A 14975-nucleotide genomic window follows, 5' to 3' on the forward strand; every position below is an offset into this window, starting at 1 on the left:
TAGTCAGAATGAAGACAATTTTAATAGAGGCGTACAGAATTTATACTCCACCACAAATTTGTTGCAATGTCGCTGTGAAATTGGGATAAGAAATAGCTGCGGCTTCGGCGCGGTGGATGGTGGTGGTTCCTTGAGATACTAAAGCGGCGATCGCTAAACTCATAGCGATGCGATGATCTGTATGGCTATCAACGTCAGTACCTATCAATGGTGTACCGCCGACAATCTCCATCCCATCTGGTAATTCGGTCACTTTCGCGCCCATTTTGTTGAGTTGCTGTGCCATGACTGCAATGCGATCGCTTTCTTTCACACGCAATTCCTCAGCATCTTTAATTACCGTTGTGCCTTCGGCAAATACGGCTGCTACTGCCAAAATCGGAATTTCATCAATCAATCGCGGAATGATATCTCCAGCAATAGTACAGCTTTGCAAACGGCTAGAACGCACTCGCAAATCAGCAACTGGTTCCCCAGCGACTTCGCGCTGATTTTCGAGTTGGATATCTGCACCCATCAAGGCTAAGGCTTCTAGAATGCCTGTACGGGTGGGATTTACACCCACATTCTCAATCACCAGTTCTGAACCCGGGACAATCGCCCCAGCCACTAACCAAAAAGCCGCCGAACTGATATCGCCAGGAACTACGACTTTCTGTCCGTAAAGTTGGGCAGAACCCACAATAGTGACGCTGTTGGTTTCTGGGTCTACGGTTAATTCTGCCCCAAATGCCCGCAGCATTCTTTCACTATGGTCGCGGGAAAGGGCGGGTTCGGTGACTGTAGTTTCCCCTTCGGTAAATAATCCTGCCAACAGAATACAAGATTTAACTTGGGCAGAGGCAATCGGGGAATGATAGTGAATTGGTTTGAGGGCTTGTCCTTGAATTGCTAACGGTGCAAGAGAACTACCTTTGCGTCCCCAAATTTCTGCGCCCATTTGTTGCAGTGGTTTGACTACCCGCGACATCGGACGCGATCGCAACGAAGCATCACCAGTGACTGTAAAAAAGCGTCCAGGATGGGATGCTAACAGCCCCAACATCAAACGCAGTGTAGTGCCAGAGTTCCCAGCATTCAACACATCGACTGGTTCTTGCAAGTTCCCCAAACCAATGCCTTTCACCCGTACCAATTCTGTATTTAGTTCCGAAATCTCTGCACCCATAGCCTGAAAACAGCTAGCAGTGCTGCGGGGGTCTTCACCTAAAAGTAGCCCGACAATTTCAGTTTCACCTTGGGCGATCGCACCTAACATCAAAGCCCGGTGAGAAATTGATTTATCTCCGGGTACACGAATACTGCCCTGTAAAGATAAACCAACAGCAGGTTGCTGGATAATTAGCTGATTAGATGAGTCTTCTTGAGTTTTTAGGGTTATAACTGAAGCCGACATGAGAATATACTGGCTTTTAAATATACTGGAAGTTTCTCTGCGACACAGAAGGTCTCTCAAAAGTCACGGGTGGAGGTAATTCGCTACTACACATACAATCTGCTTATGTGGACTTGCAAGAATATTTAAATTTTTTAACCCACGCAATTAGGTTTTGTCTGTATAGCTACGCCTTCATTCACCCAAACTAGTTTCTGAGACATCTTCTCTCGTTGATCGCTACTAAGTACTTCTTCCCTAGTATCCTATCGTTATTTTGTCCGATTAAATTTACTTACACTCTTGGATCAGTATTTTTGATGGGAATTGATTTATTTATCGCCAGCTGACTCTTGCAGTCAATCGTCAAAGCTGCTTTGAGACATTTCCTGCGATCGCATATCAAATGTCACTTTTTAAACCAAATTTTCCCAAGGTCTAGGGACTTATTACTATTACTGAAACTTGCGTTAGATTTTATTTGTTCCCTCAAAATACTTAATTAACAAAACTATAAGTATTTATTCGCTGTACTGAAAATTACCTTAACTGAAAAAAATGTTAATTTCGGCATTTAAATTTAACTTATTTTTATGTTTATAAATTTAGCTTACGAAATTAGCATATTCAGTTAAGATTAATCATGTTTTACTATTTAGTTGCTCCCACTAGACTGCTAAACTCGCTGGTATTAATTCCATCTTGTTATTCAATAGCTGTTAGCCCCTATTGCTCCCATGCTGACCCATAATCGCAAGCCCGTGTGCTTATCACTAATTTCTACTGACCTGCCATTCTGGTCTGTAGTAGAAACCCCCGGAACATTGTATCAAAAAGATAATCAAAGATTCCATTTACTATTGACTGCACCACCTTTAATTACCTGTGAAGTGGAAACTTCCCTCAGTGCCAAGGAAACTTTTCTCCACAGGACAAACCAAGCTTACACCCCCAGCAGTCCGAGAATTTTATGGTTAGAAATTTCTCCTTATCGGGTAATTATGACCATGCAAGGTAATGGTCAAGTGAGTTACCGTCACTTCTGGGAACAAGGTGTATACGGTGTTAGTCGTTATTGGTTGCCGACGGAATCATTGCAACCGCATGAGCCAATTCGCTTACGAAATTTTACGAAAACATTAAGACTCACTGGTAAACAATTTCCAGAGCATTTACGGCTGGAATATGAATTGTGGGCGCAAAAAGTCCAATTAGGACAATACATCCTCAATCTAGAAATTAAACACTAGTCATTAAAACTTTGTTATCCTCCCTTTCCCAATTTGCCTGAGAAAGGGAGGATATTTATCTTGTTGAGGGCAAAAATAAAAAATCTTGCATGGCTGCTAAAATTGCGGCTGGGTACTCTTCAAGCATTCCTAAAGAACCAGGCAGAACGACGCTTTTGACTCCTGGTAAATTTGCCATAGCCTGCATTTCTTGACGTGATTTTGGTGGGCTAGATTCGCCAATCACAATCATCAATGGCACAGATAAAGAACTCACCAACCCCAAAAAATCAGCTTGAGTTTGAACTGCATCGATGTTACCTGTGACAAAGGCTGCCGAGGCAAATCTCGCGCCTGGTTTTTGGGTTGTTTGCCACTTCTGATTGATAAAGTTGGGTGTGAGTCTGGTTGTGTCTGCGAAGACATGACGACGGTACATAAACTTTAAGAAAGATGGCGAGGTGTTGAGTTTGTAGAGAATTTGCCCAACAATTGGCGATCGCACCAATTCTCTCACCATCCCCGCTACCTGGGAATTCGCCCCCATTGTTGGTAAAGGGCCGCGCCAAGTCGGAGCCACTAACACGATTTTGGTAAAAGCACTAGGTTGCTTAACAGCTAACTGCAACACGTAAGTAGCCGCATGACCAGCCGCCACCACAGTAATTGCTGTATTAAACACAGATTTGACAAAATCAGCTAAAAATTGCTGATATAACGCAGGTCGGTAATCTAAACCTGGTCGCGCAGATTCACCAAAACCAGGCCAGTCTACAGCAAAAACTTGAAAGTAGGGAGCCAGTAACCTTGCTAACTCTCCCGTTTCTTCACGGCTAGAAACGCTGCTAAAAGCGGGTAGGAGTAGTAATGGTGAACCTTGACCAAGAGTTTCGTAAACCACGCGTAAACTTTGGTTTTCCCAGTTCCACAAAAATTGGTTAACTACTCCACCAAAGCCGACAGGATGATCAGTTGATAATAAATTGCTAGACATGAGTTTTAACTCAACGCTATTTTTCTAACTTACATTCCAGTGCCTTTTTTTGCATTGTTTTCAAAATGTTATAAAAACCGTTAGCGCGCGAAGGTGTGAGACTGACATTTAAACCAGTGGCTTGAATAAAATCTGGTGTTAATTGCACAATTTCTGTAGGTGTTAAGCCATTTAAGCCTTCAATCAACAAGGCTAATAGTCCTTTGGTTAACTGCGAATCAGAATCTCCTTGAAATAAAACTTTTTCATCTGCCAAGTGTGCTGTCACATAAACTTGAGATACGCAACCAGGAACTTTATTTTCGGGAATTTTGCCTGCTTCCGGAAACTCAGGAAGCTTTTGCGCGTACCAAATAAGTTGTTCATAGCGACGCTTGGGATCGGTGGCGCGTTGAAAGCGTTGGACAATCTTAGCTAGAGCAGGAGGTAAAGAATCTAAACTTGAAGACATAACAGCGGTGATCAGAATAATCGGTCTCACCTTGAGTTTAATTTATCTAGAGAGCGATCGCGCCTGACAAGTCTGGTCTCAATTTTAGAAAACTGCAATTAAACCAAATCGATAAATGAAAGGGGGGTGGCGCAACGGGTGTAGGGTGTAGGGAAGCCCATATTTAAAAATAGAGGTTTGACAATCAGGACACTGTATTTCTCGCACTAACGTGTCTGGAAATACATCTAAATAATTAAAATTAGGGGCTTGTACCTTTTAGGGTGTGAGAGGGGCGTTTTTCCCTTACACCCCACACCCCACACCCTATTCTTGGTCATGATTGACTCAAAGCAAGTAAAAATCATATGTTTAAGCTTATAGCTGTCTAGGCTTGGCTCCTCTGCAATGAAAACTCTTATACATCGCATTTTTTTTGCTTTCACAATTGGGTGGTTCTCGCCACTGTTATTAGCATTTTTATTCACAACCGAGAAAGAAGTTATTGCTGCGGATGTGCAACGATGGGTTGAGATTTTAGGTTTTTCTGAGCAACAGTTTTGGCTACAATTAATTATGCTAGCCAAAAAGACACCAGAATTTAGAAATTTATATTATTTTCGGATATTTAAAGGTAACTTGCTTGGCAAACTTACTGTCCATTTGCTGAAATTTATTTATCCAAAATGCCATTCTTTATTTTTAGATTATTCTTGTCGAATTGGGTCAGGTTTATTTATCCAGCATGGATTTAGCACGATTATTATGGCAGATATGGGCAGAAATTGTTGGGTTAATCAACAAGTCACAATTGGATATAAAGATAAATCAGGTCGTCCGCAAATTGGCAATAACGTGAGGATTACTTCAGGGGCAAAAGTTATCGGCAATATTCAAATCGGTGACAATGTAACTATAGGCGCGAATGCAGTTGTTGTGAAAGATGTGCCTAGCAATTGTGTGGTGGCAGGTATCCCGGCTTCTATTATTAAAAGAAATGGCATAAAAGTAAAAGAAAAATTATAACTAAATATCTTACTGCTTCTGATTTATGAATTTTTGTGGAGGTATTGTTACCAGATATCAATCCCGTCATTGATGTATTACTTATTACCAATATATCACTTTAAGTAGTAGCGGTTCAAAATTTGTTTATATTAAGGATTTAGAAAAACTGTTAAATATTGCTGCAAAATCAGGTTTCCTCTTGAAATATATTCACAGATTTCCCGATGATATTTTCAATCATTCACAAGTTTCAGGAGCAAATTCTAGTGTTGACTTCCACATTACTCGCTGCTGCTACTGCACCTCTACAATGGAGTCCTTCAATTGGCCTCATCATGATTGTCGCCAATATCATTGCGATCGCTTTTGGCAAATCTAGCATCAAATATCCCAGTTCTGAGCCAGCCTTACCCTCTGCAAATTTCTTTGGTGGCTTTGGTTTACCTGCATTACTAGCAACTACCGCCTTTGGTCATATTTTAGGCGTAGGCATCATTTTAGGATTGCACAACCTAGGTAGATTCTAAATTGGCGTACCACAGTTAGCTTCATCTCAACATTTTTTGTTTTGTCTCGACAATTGGAGCTAGAAATATATGTTTCTAGCTCTTTTCTATGTTGCTCTAGGTATTACCAAGAATCAACAACCTGTGCGATCGCAGCTTGGGCATTTTCGAGGGATTTTTGCCGCGCATCATCACCTAAGTTCAAACTGTCGGCATGAATAAAACTAACATCGGTAAGACCAATAAAACCTAAAATAGTACGCAGGTAAGGTTCTTGATGGTCATAAGCAGCAAAGGGCGTTCCTGGTGGAAAAGTGCCACCACGAGATGTAATAATTAATACTTTTTTGTTGCTATCAATTAAGCCTTTATAACCATTTGCATCAACAGCAAAGGTACGACCAATACGCACAATCTGGTCGATATAAGCTTTAAAGGTAGAGGGGATATTCAAGTTATACATCGGCACACCAAAAACGTAGCGATCGGCGGCGAGCAACTCATCAATCAAGCTATCCGAAAGTTGAATAGCTTGAGTTAGTTCTGGGGTGTGGGTTTCAGGTGGCGAAAAAGCAGCCGCTATCCACCCTTCATCTACATGGGGAACAGGATGATGACCCAAGTCGCGGTAAGTGACGGTATCGCCAGGATGAGCATTTTTCCAGGATGTAACAAACGCATGGGAGAGCGAGCGTGAAATCGAACGTTCACCGCGAGGGCTAGAATCAATGTGTAGGATATTTGCCATAGCTCAATTGCCTAATCAAAACGGCACTGATAGGTTATGTGACAAGAACTTGCCGAATTGACTTTAACTAATTAAAGTTAATCTGAAAAGTACGCACTCAAAAGTAAGATACTTACTAAAAAGAAACTATGAAAGCTGAAGCCCAAAGCGATCGCAGGCTAACTTGTGAAGTGGAAACTACACTAAAAGTAATTGGCGGACGTTGGAAAGTTTTAATTATTAGAGAATTAATGGTGGGTGTCAAACGCTTTGGAGAATTGCAAAGAGCTTTACCTGGAATTACCCAAAAGATGTTAACTCAACAACTGCGAGAAATGGAAGAAGATGGGATTATACATCGACAAGTCTACGCTCAAATCCCCCCCAAGGTAGAATATACACTAACACCATTAGGAGAAAGTCTCAAACCAATTCTTTATGCTATGCATGAATGGGCTGTCGAACATTTATCTCACATTCATAGCAAAAATCAAATATAGTTTTAAAGTTGATTTTGGGATAGCTGAAATTATTGATTATCTTGTAAATATTCAATAGCTGCATCTAATTTGGAGGGATAACCTTCCGCAAATCTTTCAAACCACAGCCCTTCAGCAGAAAAAGGATCTAATTTGTCTAACCATGCTTGGGCTTTTTTACGTAAAGCTTCTAATTTTTGAGCTTTAATTTTTGCTTGGCGGAGGCGTTCTTGTTTTAATTGTTCTTGTTTCTGTAATTCTTCAGCTGCGGCTTGTTCTTCGACATCTGCTTTGACTTCCGCCAAAATATTATCAATAACAGATTTTGATTGCGGTTCTTCTGCGATAAACGATGGTAAGATATCAGGCGGTAGCTGATTTAGGTTGGGTTTGATTAATTGATAGTTTGGTGGAGTTGGTAAATTTTTAGATGTTGCTTGTTCTTCTATATCCGTTTTGACTTCTGCCAAAATGTTATCGATAATAGATTCTGATTTAGATGCTGGTGTATTTAAAGATTCTATATCATCAAGATTTGACTGTTGTGGTGTTACAGCTTTTCCTGGCTCATACTCCACCTTTAATTGAGCTAATAATTTATCAATAGAATCCATTGTTGTGAGTTTTAACTGTAATTAGGTTTGATTGATGAAATTATTGGTGTAGTTTTGTAATGCAGTAGGCTAAAGTATTTTTGGTTGTATTTTTTTTGAGAAATCAAAGATGATGGCGATCGCTCTATATAAATAAGTAACCGCGTATGCACGCGGATAAGAAAGATTAAGTTCAGAAGCTATTATTTCTTTTTCCTTTTGACTTTTTACCTTTGCCTTGTTCCTAGTTTTTTGGTTAATCATTAATGGCATTAAGTAAGACTTCTGACAAGCTTAAATCTTCCATCTCTTCCATTGTAATTGTGTCACAAATATCAAACTTCGCCCCAGCACCTTGCAGATCATCATCTAATACTTTGAGAAACCGAGCCGCTTGTGGATCTGTACCGACTTGAATAAAAGAAATTCCTAATTCTTCATCTTTATCCATACGGCGAGAAGTTTCAATAATAACTTTCATGACAGCTTTGCGATCGTCTGGTTCCCCATCAGTAACAACTAAAATAGTTTCGCCATTAGTTTTAGTTTTACCAGCCACTTTCCGCTGAAAGTAATCATCTGTTGCGTGTGCTAATACAGAGGCTAAATCTGTAGTGCCTGAAGGGTCGTTTTCTTGAAAAATTTGCGCAACTTTACTAGCAGTCACGTTGTCATAACGCTTAAATCTTCCCGAAAACAAATAAATAGTAATACCATCAGGGTCAAATTGTTCACACTTACTAGCTAAAGCCAAAGTTGATTCTTGTGCGGCTAACCATCGGCTTCTACCCCCTTTTTGGTCTGGGGTTGCCATACTGCCACTTTTATCAATAATTAAGGTATAGTCTCGGTTGTCTAGCATAATTGAATTCTCCAAATTCAGTGATTTGCCATTGATTAAGCACTAAATTTACAAACTATTGATTCTGGATTGTTAATCAATCTGTGATTGCATTCATCAACACATCTGCAAGACTCATATCTTCTAAGTCTTCTAAGGTGACGGTATCGCAGATATCGAATTTTGCACCAACACTTTGTAATTGATCATCTAAAGCTTTGAGAAACTTCGTGGCTTGTGAATCTGTGCCAACTTGAATAATAGATATGGCTAATTCTTCATCTCGTTCCATTTGACGAGTCGCTTGGATAATTACCTCAAATACGGCTTTGCGATCATCAGGTTCACCATCTGTAATGACTAAGATAGTCTCTCCATTGGGCTTAGTTTTGCCAGCAGCTTTACGATGAAAATAGTTATTGATGGCATCTTGAAGTACACCAGCTAAGTTAGTAGTACCAGCAGGGTCATTTTCTAGAAATATCTGGGCAACTTTAGCTGAGGTAACATCATCATAACGTTTGAATCTGCCTGAAAATGTGTAAACTGTAATGCCATCTGGGTCAAATTGCTCACATTTGCGTGCTAAAGCAAGAGTCGATTCTTGAGCTATGTCCCATCTACTTCGACCACCTACCTGGTCAGGGGTAGACATACTACCGCTTTTATCTAGGATTAATGTATAGTCGCGATCGCTCATCATATCTTCCTCGAAAATTGTTACCTTGTGCTACTAGTCTAGTCTACGAGTCTTGTAGTTCCGCAAGGAATTTAGATATACATTAAAGTATGTAACGTAAATTTTATAAAAATATAAATATCATCATCTTCATTAATTTCACATTTGTATTTAATTTTTGTTAGGACTCCGTATATTCACAAAGGCTATTTTTTCAATTTCCGAGCTAATAGATAATAGGATACAGGTTTTGATACTGTTCCCTGTATCCTATTACTTACTGTGATAGTTAGACAATTTCTTCTACATCTAACCACTCATCATAAGATGAGTCATAACCAACATAATGAACGTAGTATTGTTGACCGCGAATTTCTTCAATTATGGCGGTGTACCATTCTTCATTATCTTCATCCCAATATTTTACTTTTTGACCAACAGCATATCCGTTATCATCAGCTGATTCATAGTCACGAGTCCGAATATTTTCTTCACCAACCCACTCGTTAGAAGATGAACCAGACCCAACATAATTAATATAGAATTGGTCATCTTTAATTCTTTGAATTGTTGCTTGATACCAATCTTCTTCTTCGTCGTTCCAAACTTCTACACTACTATTTACCGCATACTGAGCAGTATTTGACTTAGATTTAGTAGCATTAGTAGCAGATGAACTATCTTGTTTTTGTGGCTGTTTTGCTTCTTCGGCAATTTCAGCTTTAACTAGATTGTGAGCTTGTAAAATCAGACTGCGAGCCACAGTTTGAATGCCAGTATGCTCGTAGTAATTTGTAGTTTGATCTAAGAAGGCGGCAACAAAGTCTAAATTATCGTCAGCAATTTGAATAAAACTACTCAAACCACCAGCAATTGATTGGGGCGTAACACCTGTCTTGGCTACTAAGCCATTCATCCAACCTTGCACCGAGTTAAAACCTTGGGCAATAAAACCAACTTTATCAGATGGAGTATTACCTGGCAACGAACTATTAACAGCTTGGAAGATGGGATTTTGAGCGATCGCATTACCAGTGTCAGCACCGCTAATCATTGATTGAATTTTAGCCAGAAAGTCGGGGCCTAAGGGTAAAATTCCATCTATACACACCAATGCAGCCATCCGCATCAGGGAAGCATTTTGATAATTGTTAGCCAGAGAATTAGCAAACTCTTGGGGGTTAGGTTGCGGAATGCCGTTAATTTTACAAAAGGCAATAATTTCCACCGCAATTTTCAGAACTAAATCTACTGTTTGGGTGACATCGGCTTTGGGTGTAATGTTGCCTAAAAAAGAGAGAAAACCGATTTTTTCCCCAACTTTATTAGCTAAAGCCGCAGTTGCCATTGCTGTGTCAGCTTTATCGATGATTTGATAAAGTTTGATCGCTGCTTGATAACCGTGTTTTGGGTCTATATATAATGCCGCCGCACGATCGCGAATTCTTTGAATAACTTTAGCATCGGTTTCGCCAGTAATTGCACGGATACTATTGTCAAATCCTACCAAATTATCCCACTGCCCTGGTGCAACATAATCGAGGGCTTTTAACACTTTGACAGTAATATTGTCACTGGGTAACTCGTCAACCAATTGAATAATGGATTTGTCCATCAGTAAGATCCTCACTCTGGAAAATAAACCTTATTGGTTAGAATTCCCCGAAATCACGCCAAAGTAACTTGAATAAAAAACTCCCTCAGTTTGACCAAAACGGGGTGTGGGTTGTGGGGTGTAGGTTAGAGGTTGTTTTGCCACACCCCATAGGGTACAAGCTCCTGCTTTTAAGTATGGAGAAAATAAAAACAGATGTTCCCGATTGGGGGAAGTGGTTGGCGTAGTTTTGAGTTTGGGGCGATCGCTACGGGTTGAGGCAATACTTTGTACGTTTATGAGAACTTTAAAACTTTCATAAACGTAACAAATAAGCTTGGACAATCGCTCTAAGTTAGGGCAAAAAAATTTAGCTGCTTGGTTGAAGAAAAACTTTGGCTTTCACTGAGCTTTCTTGCATGGTATCACCATCCGAATCTAGCAAGACCAATTTTTTAGTTTTACGAATCGGAGCCTGTGATGTTTGGGGAGTTGGTGGCGGGGTCAGGCTGAGGGTAGAGTGTCTGTTGGGGGCGACTTTCAAGGGATCTGTACGTCCAGAACCTTTATTTGGCGAGCTTTAGAGGCGATTTTCGCCCCTTGAAGTTTAAGACAATTAAATTTTAATTGTGCTTGGGAGTTCACATCTTCTTAATTCCCCACATCCAAAAGCATGATAGGTAATGGATTTGGCGTTATCTTAGTGCCATTCGGTTAGAAACTTGTGCGAATTTGAAAACCAAAGGTGCGTCTATCTCCATAAGATACTAGGGCATCCGGTGGTCTGAAAGCAGTGGTGACATATGTCTCGTCAAAAATATTGTTGACATAAAAATAGATGCCGTAATTTTTCCCTTCGTAACCTAGACGAGTATTGAATAGTGCGAAAGGACTTTGTTTGATGGTGTTGGCTTCATCAAAAAAGTAAGTACCGATTCCTTGCCATTCGACTCTAGTAAATATTCCACCTTGACTACGATATTGCAACGCTAGGTTATAGGTATATTCAGGCGCGAAAGTCAACCGCTTACCCTGAAAGTTTTGTCCGGTAAACGGGTTAGTGTATTTCGTAAATTGCCCATCGGCGTAGCCAAACCCAGCAATAATATCTAATCCATCAATCGGTGTTGCTTTGACTTCTAGTTCTACACCTTTAATCTCAACTTCTGCGTTGGCATTATCACGAGTAAAACCGTCATCACCGATGACAGATACTTGATAATCGTTGACTTCATTCCAAAAGGCGGCAAAGTTGGCGATGAGGCGATTATCTAACCAAGATGATTTGACACCGACTTCATAGTTCCACGATTTTTCTGGTCGCACTACCAATAACGTTGGATTTTCGGTGCTGTAGTTTTGAGTTGGCGGTTTATAGCCACGAGTGACGCTACCGTAGACTGAAAGATTCTCGTTGAAGGCGTATTGTAGGGCGAACTTAGGCAGTAAAACATCATCAGAAACAGTGGCATTGTTGTAGCTGATCCCAAAAGGCACTTCACCGCTAGCAGCTTGAAACACTCTGCGGCGGTCTAATTCTTCGCGGTTGCTTTCATAACGTAATCCAGCAGTGAGTGTGAGTGGTGCAATGAGTTGATAATCAACTTGACCAAAGAAAGCGTAGGTTGTTTGATTGTAAGTTGCTGAAGTATTATCAGCACCTGGCTCGGTTAATCCAAAGGTGGCGGCTCCTAGTGGGGTGTAGATTGTCGATTGTGGATCTAAGATTAAATCTCTGTACTGATAGTAACCACCAACTAACCAACGAAAGCGATCGCTAGCCACAGGAGATTGGATTCTCAGTTCTTGACTCCAAATAGTCGAAGTAATTTGTGAATTGTATCTTCCTAAATTATCTGCACTATAGTCTGCGTCAGCTTTATAACCAAAATCCGTAAAGTTATGAGAGGTAATGGAAGTGAAGCGCAAAGCAGGGCCATCATAAGCAACACGCAATGATTGAGTATTGATGGACAAGTCAGTAGCACCGCGATCATTCAAAGCTGTTTTAAATTTATCTTTTTGACTAAGAGGCACAAAAGTATTATTGCCATCTCGATTTCCTGCCCCGATCGCATTGAATGAAATATTCCATTCGGGTGTTGGTGTCCAAACAATATTAGCGCGTCCACCGATACTAGATTGGGGATTGTCGCTTTCATGCAAAAAAGTATTTTCTGTGAACCCATCCCGTGAATTGTAAGCTCCTGACAAGCGAAACCCTAACTTATCCGGGATGATGGTATTACTCAAAGACAACTGTGCTTGATATTGATTGTAATTTCCATAACCAAAGCTGACATTAAATTCTGGTTGTTCGCTGGGTGGACGACTGATAATATTGACCACTCCAGCTTGGCTATTACGACCATAGAGAGTGCTTTGTGGCCCTTTAAGAATTTCTGCTCGTTCTAAGTCAAATAAAACTCCCGGAAGAAACTGGTGAGCATTTTCGTAGGGGACATCATCAATATAAAATCCAACTGTATCTCGCGTCAGATAATTGCTATTACTCAAACCCCGAATGCTATAGAAGTTAAAGGCGCGATCGCTGGTAGTTGTAAAAAAGTTAGGCGTATTCGCCGCAATCCCCCGAATTGAGTTAATTTGTGCATCTTCTATTTCTTTTCTGGGCAGAACCGTTAAACTAATTGGCACATCTTGGGGGTTTGCTGGTGTTTTCTCGGCTGTAACCACTAGCTCGATGTCACTCGGTGCAGGCGCAGATAAACTGAATATTAAATTGCGATCGCTGTTAATCACTTGGGCGGTGGGTGTGCCTTCTGTACCAGTTACACTCATGCGGATAGTTTTGTTATCTAGTTGAGTGATTGTCACTAAAGCAATTCCCACTGCGGGGTCTTGAGCTTGAAAATCCTGACCTTCTGGCAAAGCCAATACAGCATTTGGTATATCTGCAATCAGTGTATTGTCATTGCTAGAAGAAGTAGTTATTATTAATCGTTCTCCTGTGGAAGTTGCCATAACAACCTCTAAACCTGTTTTGGTAGGGTTGAGACGCACACCTGTGACTTGAATAGTTGTAGGGTTTTGGGCAACAGTTGTTTTGTCTATTGCTGGTTGCCCTTGATACAAGATTTCTGCATGAGTGTTCGGTAACTTAATTTCACTCAGATTCGGTATTTCTGAGATTTGCTTGAGTGATGTATCGGCAGTTTTTTGCTCGGCTTGAGCATTTTTTGTTTGTATGGATAGTCCTACAAGTAAACTCAAGGCGAAAATTTGCAGTAAGAAACAACACCGTTTCACTTTTTTTCCTCATACCCTGACCAAAACTGTGTTTATCTTTTTACCTCTGCTTACTAGTTGTCAAAAGACAGAGTGTCAAACTTATCGCAGAATTCAGGAGTCATACCGTTTCACTTTAAGTTTGATACAAATGGGGGTCAGGGGAGGGAAAAGTTCTCTCCCCCTGCTCGACCTACAGGGCAAATTTGGGTTGGTGAACTACTAGTAGCGATCGCCTGCAACAATCCCCTTTGGGACTACGGCTTCAATCCGCTCCAAATCTTCTGGAGTGAGAACAATTTCACTCGCTGCAATGTTTTCTTCTAAATAAGTGCGCCGCTTTGTACCAGGAATCGCCACAATATCTTCACTTTGAGCTAACACCCAAGCCAAAGCAAGTTGGCTTGGTTTGGCTTGCTTTTCAGCAGCGATTTCTCTGAATTTTTCGACTAATTGCAAATTTTTCTGAAAATTATCACCTTGGTAACGGGGGTTAGTTCTACGATAATCATCCTCTGCTATGTCTTCAGGATGAGTAATTGCACCAGACAAAAACCCACGCCCAAGCGGACTAAAAGCGACAAATCCAATTCCTAGTTCCTGTACAGTCGCAAAAATTTCACCTTCCGGGTCACGAGTCCACAAGGAATACTCTGATTGTAGTGCGGTAATCGGGTGAACTGCGTGCGCCCGGCGAATTGTCTCTGGTGGAGCTTCCGACAGTCCCAGATAGCGCACTTTCCCAAGTTCTACCAACTCTTTCATTGCTCCTACTGTATCTTCTATCGGCACAGTGGGATCTACGCGATGTTGGTAGTACAAATCTATGACATCGACACCCAAACGTTTGAGTGAAGCGTCGCAAGCTTGATGAACATATTCCGGTTTGCCACAAATGCCTTGCCAAGCCCCATCGGCACTACGAACACCACCAAATTTAGTTGCTATTACTACTTTGTCTCGATGTTCCTTGACTGCTTTACCGACTAATTCTTCATTGGTAAAAGGCCCATAGACATCAGCACTATCAAAAAAATTCACCCCAAGTTCTAAGGCGCGATGAATGGTGGCGATCGCTTCGGTATCATTACGACCACTGTAGAAGTCAGACATCCCCATACAGCCGAGTCCCAATTGAGAAACTTCTAACCCTTGTTGGCCTAATTTTCTAGTTTTCATCTCATAGTTTCCTAGTTATTTCAGTGGTTTGAACGTATATCAATGTATTGTGTGCAGATCCCAGAACTTTCTAAGAAGTCCGGGATCTATTT

16 protein-coding genes are annotated in these 14975 nt (G+C 40.8%); 5 read left to right on the plus strand and 11 right to left on the minus strand.

What is annotated here, in order from left to right; translation table 11 throughout:
- Positions 1-40 precede the first annotated feature (40 nt).
- Positions 41-1396 (minus strand): 3-phosphoshikimate 1-carboxyvinyltransferase, encoded by a 1356-nt coding sequence (gene aroA, locus H6G69_RS19465; RefSeq protein WP_190690791.1) that lies wholly within the window; start codon positions 1394-1396, stop codon positions 41-43.
- 716 nt (positions 1397-2112) lie between these two features.
- On the opposite strand from aroA, the gene H6G69_RS19470 reads away from it, so the two are divergent.
- Positions 2113-2625 carry a hypothetical protein gene (locus H6G69_RS19470; RefSeq protein WP_190690792.1) on the plus strand — a complete coding sequence of 171 codons (513 nt, stop codon included), beginning with the start codon at positions 2113-2115 and terminating at the stop codon, positions 2623-2625.
- 55 nt (positions 2626-2680) lie between these two features.
- Here the strand turns inward: H6G69_RS19470 and H6G69_RS19475 are convergent, their stop codons facing one another.
- Together H6G69_RS19475 and H6G69_RS19480 are read right to left on the minus strand one after the other, a co-directional pair.
- On the minus strand, positions 2681-3598 hold the full coding sequence (locus H6G69_RS19475) for an alpha/beta fold hydrolase (RefSeq protein WP_190690793.1): 918 nt from the start codon (positions 3596-3598) through the stop codon (positions 2681-2683).
- 16 nt (positions 3599-3614) lie between these two features.
- Positions 3615-4049 (minus strand): SufE family protein, encoded by a 435-nt coding sequence (locus H6G69_RS19480; RefSeq protein WP_190690794.1) that lies wholly within the window; start codon positions 4047-4049, stop codon positions 3615-3617.
- Between the two features lie 387 nt (positions 4050-4436).
- Between H6G69_RS19480 and H6G69_RS34430 the strand changes: the two genes are divergently transcribed.
- Together H6G69_RS34430 and psaK are read left to right on the plus strand one after the other, a co-directional pair.
- Positions 4437-5054, plus strand: a complete 618-nt coding sequence (locus tag H6G69_RS34430; protein WP_190690795.1) for a serine O-acetyltransferase — start codon at positions 4437-4439, stop codon at positions 5052-5054.
- Positions 5055-5302: 248 nt separating this feature from the next.
- Positions 5303-5563 carry a photosystem I reaction center subunit PsaK gene (psaK, locus tag H6G69_RS19490; RefSeq protein ID WP_190690796.1) on the plus strand — a complete coding sequence of 87 codons (261 nt, stop codon included), beginning with the start codon at positions 5303-5305 and terminating at the stop codon, positions 5561-5563.
- 103 nt (positions 5564-5666) lie between these two features.
- On the opposite strand, the gene H6G69_RS19495 is transcribed toward psaK, so the two are convergent.
- Complete coding sequence (locus H6G69_RS19495; RefSeq protein WP_190690797.1) at positions 5667-6290, minus strand: FMN-dependent NADH-azoreductase; 624 nt, start codon at positions 6288-6290, stop codon at positions 5667-5669.
- A 128-nt stretch (positions 6291-6418) separates the two neighbouring features.
- Between H6G69_RS19495 and H6G69_RS19500 the strand changes: the two genes are divergently transcribed.
- Positions 6419-6769 carry a helix-turn-helix domain-containing protein gene (locus H6G69_RS19500; RefSeq protein ID WP_190690798.1) on the plus strand — a complete coding sequence of 117 codons (351 nt, stop codon included), beginning with the start codon at positions 6419-6421 and terminating at the stop codon, positions 6767-6769.
- 29 nt (positions 6770-6798) lie between these two features.
- Here H6G69_RS19500 and H6G69_RS34835 read toward each other — a convergent pair whose 3' ends face one another.
- From H6G69_RS34835 to H6G69_RS19525, 5 genes are all read right to left on the minus strand, one after another.
- Positions 6799-7362, minus strand: coding sequence for a salt stress protein, Slr1339 family (locus tag H6G69_RS34835; RefSeq protein ID WP_397326953.1), 564 nt, complete (start codon positions 7360-7362; stop codon positions 6799-6801).
- 235 nt (positions 7363-7597) lie between these two features.
- The gene (locus tag H6G69_RS19510) at positions 7598-8203 is read right to left on the minus strand and encodes a VWA domain-containing protein (protein WP_190690799.1); all 606 of its coding nucleotides are present in this window, start codon (positions 8201-8203) and stop codon (positions 7598-7600) included.
- 76 nt (positions 8204-8279) lie between these two features.
- Entirely contained in the window at positions 8280-8885 is a 606-nt protein-coding gene (locus H6G69_RS19515) for a VWA domain-containing protein (protein WP_190690800.1), read from the minus strand.
- Positions 8886-9150: 265 nt separating this feature from the next.
- Entirely contained in the window at positions 9151-10476 is a 1326-nt protein-coding gene (locus H6G69_RS19520; RefSeq protein WP_190690801.1) for a Tudor-knot domain-containing protein, read from the minus strand.
- Positions 10477-10506: 30 nt separating this feature from the next.
- The gene (locus H6G69_RS19525; protein WP_190690802.1) at positions 10507-10800 is read right to left on the minus strand and encodes a hypothetical protein; all 294 of its coding nucleotides are present in this window, start codon (positions 10798-10800) and stop codon (positions 10507-10509) included.
- 74 nt (positions 10801-10874) lie between these two features.
- Between H6G69_RS19525 and H6G69_RS19530 the strand changes: the two genes are divergently transcribed.
- Positions 10875-11039, plus strand: a complete 165-nt coding sequence (locus H6G69_RS19530; RefSeq protein ID WP_190690803.1) for a hypothetical protein — start codon at positions 10875-10877, stop codon at positions 11037-11039.
- 130 nt (positions 11040-11169) lie between these two features.
- On the opposite strand, the gene H6G69_RS19535 is transcribed toward H6G69_RS19530, so the two are convergent.
- On the minus strand, positions 11170-13725 hold the full coding sequence (locus H6G69_RS19535; RefSeq protein ID WP_190690804.1) for a TonB-dependent siderophore receptor: 2556 nt from the start codon (positions 13723-13725) through the stop codon (positions 11170-11172).
- A gap of 201 nt (positions 13726-13926) precedes the next feature.
- A complete protein-coding gene (locus H6G69_RS19540; protein WP_190690805.1) occupies positions 13927-14883 on the minus strand; it encodes an aldo/keto reductase in 957 nt (318 codons plus the stop codon).
- Positions 14884-14975: the final 92 nt, after the last annotated feature.

Origin of the sequence: Nostoc sp. FACHB-110 (genome assembly GCF_014697425.1) — a bacterium.
Lineage (GTDB): Bacteria > Cyanobacteriota > Cyanobacteriia > Cyanobacteriales > Nostocaceae > Nostoc_B.

Bases quoted from the DNA above. Each gene is read 5' to 3' on its own strand.
- aroA (WP_190690791.1), bottom strand. From the start codon at position 1,396: ATGTCGGCTTCAGTTATAACCCTAAAAACTCAAGAAGACTCATCTAAT.
- H6G69_RS19470 (WP_190690792.1), top strand. From the start codon at position 2,113: ATGCTGACCCATAATCGCAAGCCCGTGTGCTTATCACTAATTTCTACT.
- H6G69_RS19475 (WP_190690793.1), bottom strand. From the start codon at position 3,598: ATGTCTAGCAATTTATTATCAACTGATCATCCTGTCGGCTTTGGTGGA.
- H6G69_RS19480 (WP_190690794.1), bottom strand. From the start codon at position 4,049: ATGTCTTCAAGTTTAGATTCTTTACCTCCTGCTCTAGCTAAGATTGTC.
- H6G69_RS34430 (WP_190690795.1), top strand. From the start codon at position 4,437: ATGAAAACTCTTATACATCGCATTTTTTTTGCTTTCACAATTGGGTGG.
- H6G69_RS19495 (WP_190690797.1), bottom strand. From the start codon at position 6,290: ATGGCAAATATCCTACACATTGATTCTAGCCCTCGCGGTGAACGTTCG.
- H6G69_RS19500 (WP_190690798.1), top strand. From the start codon at position 6,419: ATGAAAGCTGAAGCCCAAAGCGATCGCAGGCTAACTTGTGAAGTGGAA.
- H6G69_RS34835 (WP_397326953.1), bottom strand. From the start codon at position 7,362: ATGGATTCTATTGATAAATTATTAGCTCAATTAAAGGTGGAGTATGAG.
- H6G69_RS19510 (WP_190690799.1), bottom strand. From the start codon at position 8,203: ATGCTAGACAACCGAGACTATACCTTAATTATTGATAAAAGTGGCAGT.
- H6G69_RS19515 (WP_190690800.1), bottom strand. From the start codon at position 8,885: ATGATGAGCGATCGCGACTATACATTAATCCTAGATAAAAGCGGTAGT.
- H6G69_RS19520 (WP_190690801.1), bottom strand. From the start codon at position 10,476: ATGGACAAATCCATTATTCAATTGGTTGACGAGTTACCCAGTGACAAT.
- H6G69_RS19530 (WP_190690803.1), top strand. From the start codon at position 10,875: ATGGTATCACCATCCGAATCTAGCAAGACCAATTTTTTAGTTTTACGA.
- H6G69_RS19540 (WP_190690805.1), bottom strand. From the start codon at position 14,883: ATGAAAACTAGAAAATTAGGCCAACAAGGGTTAGAAGTTTCTCAATTG.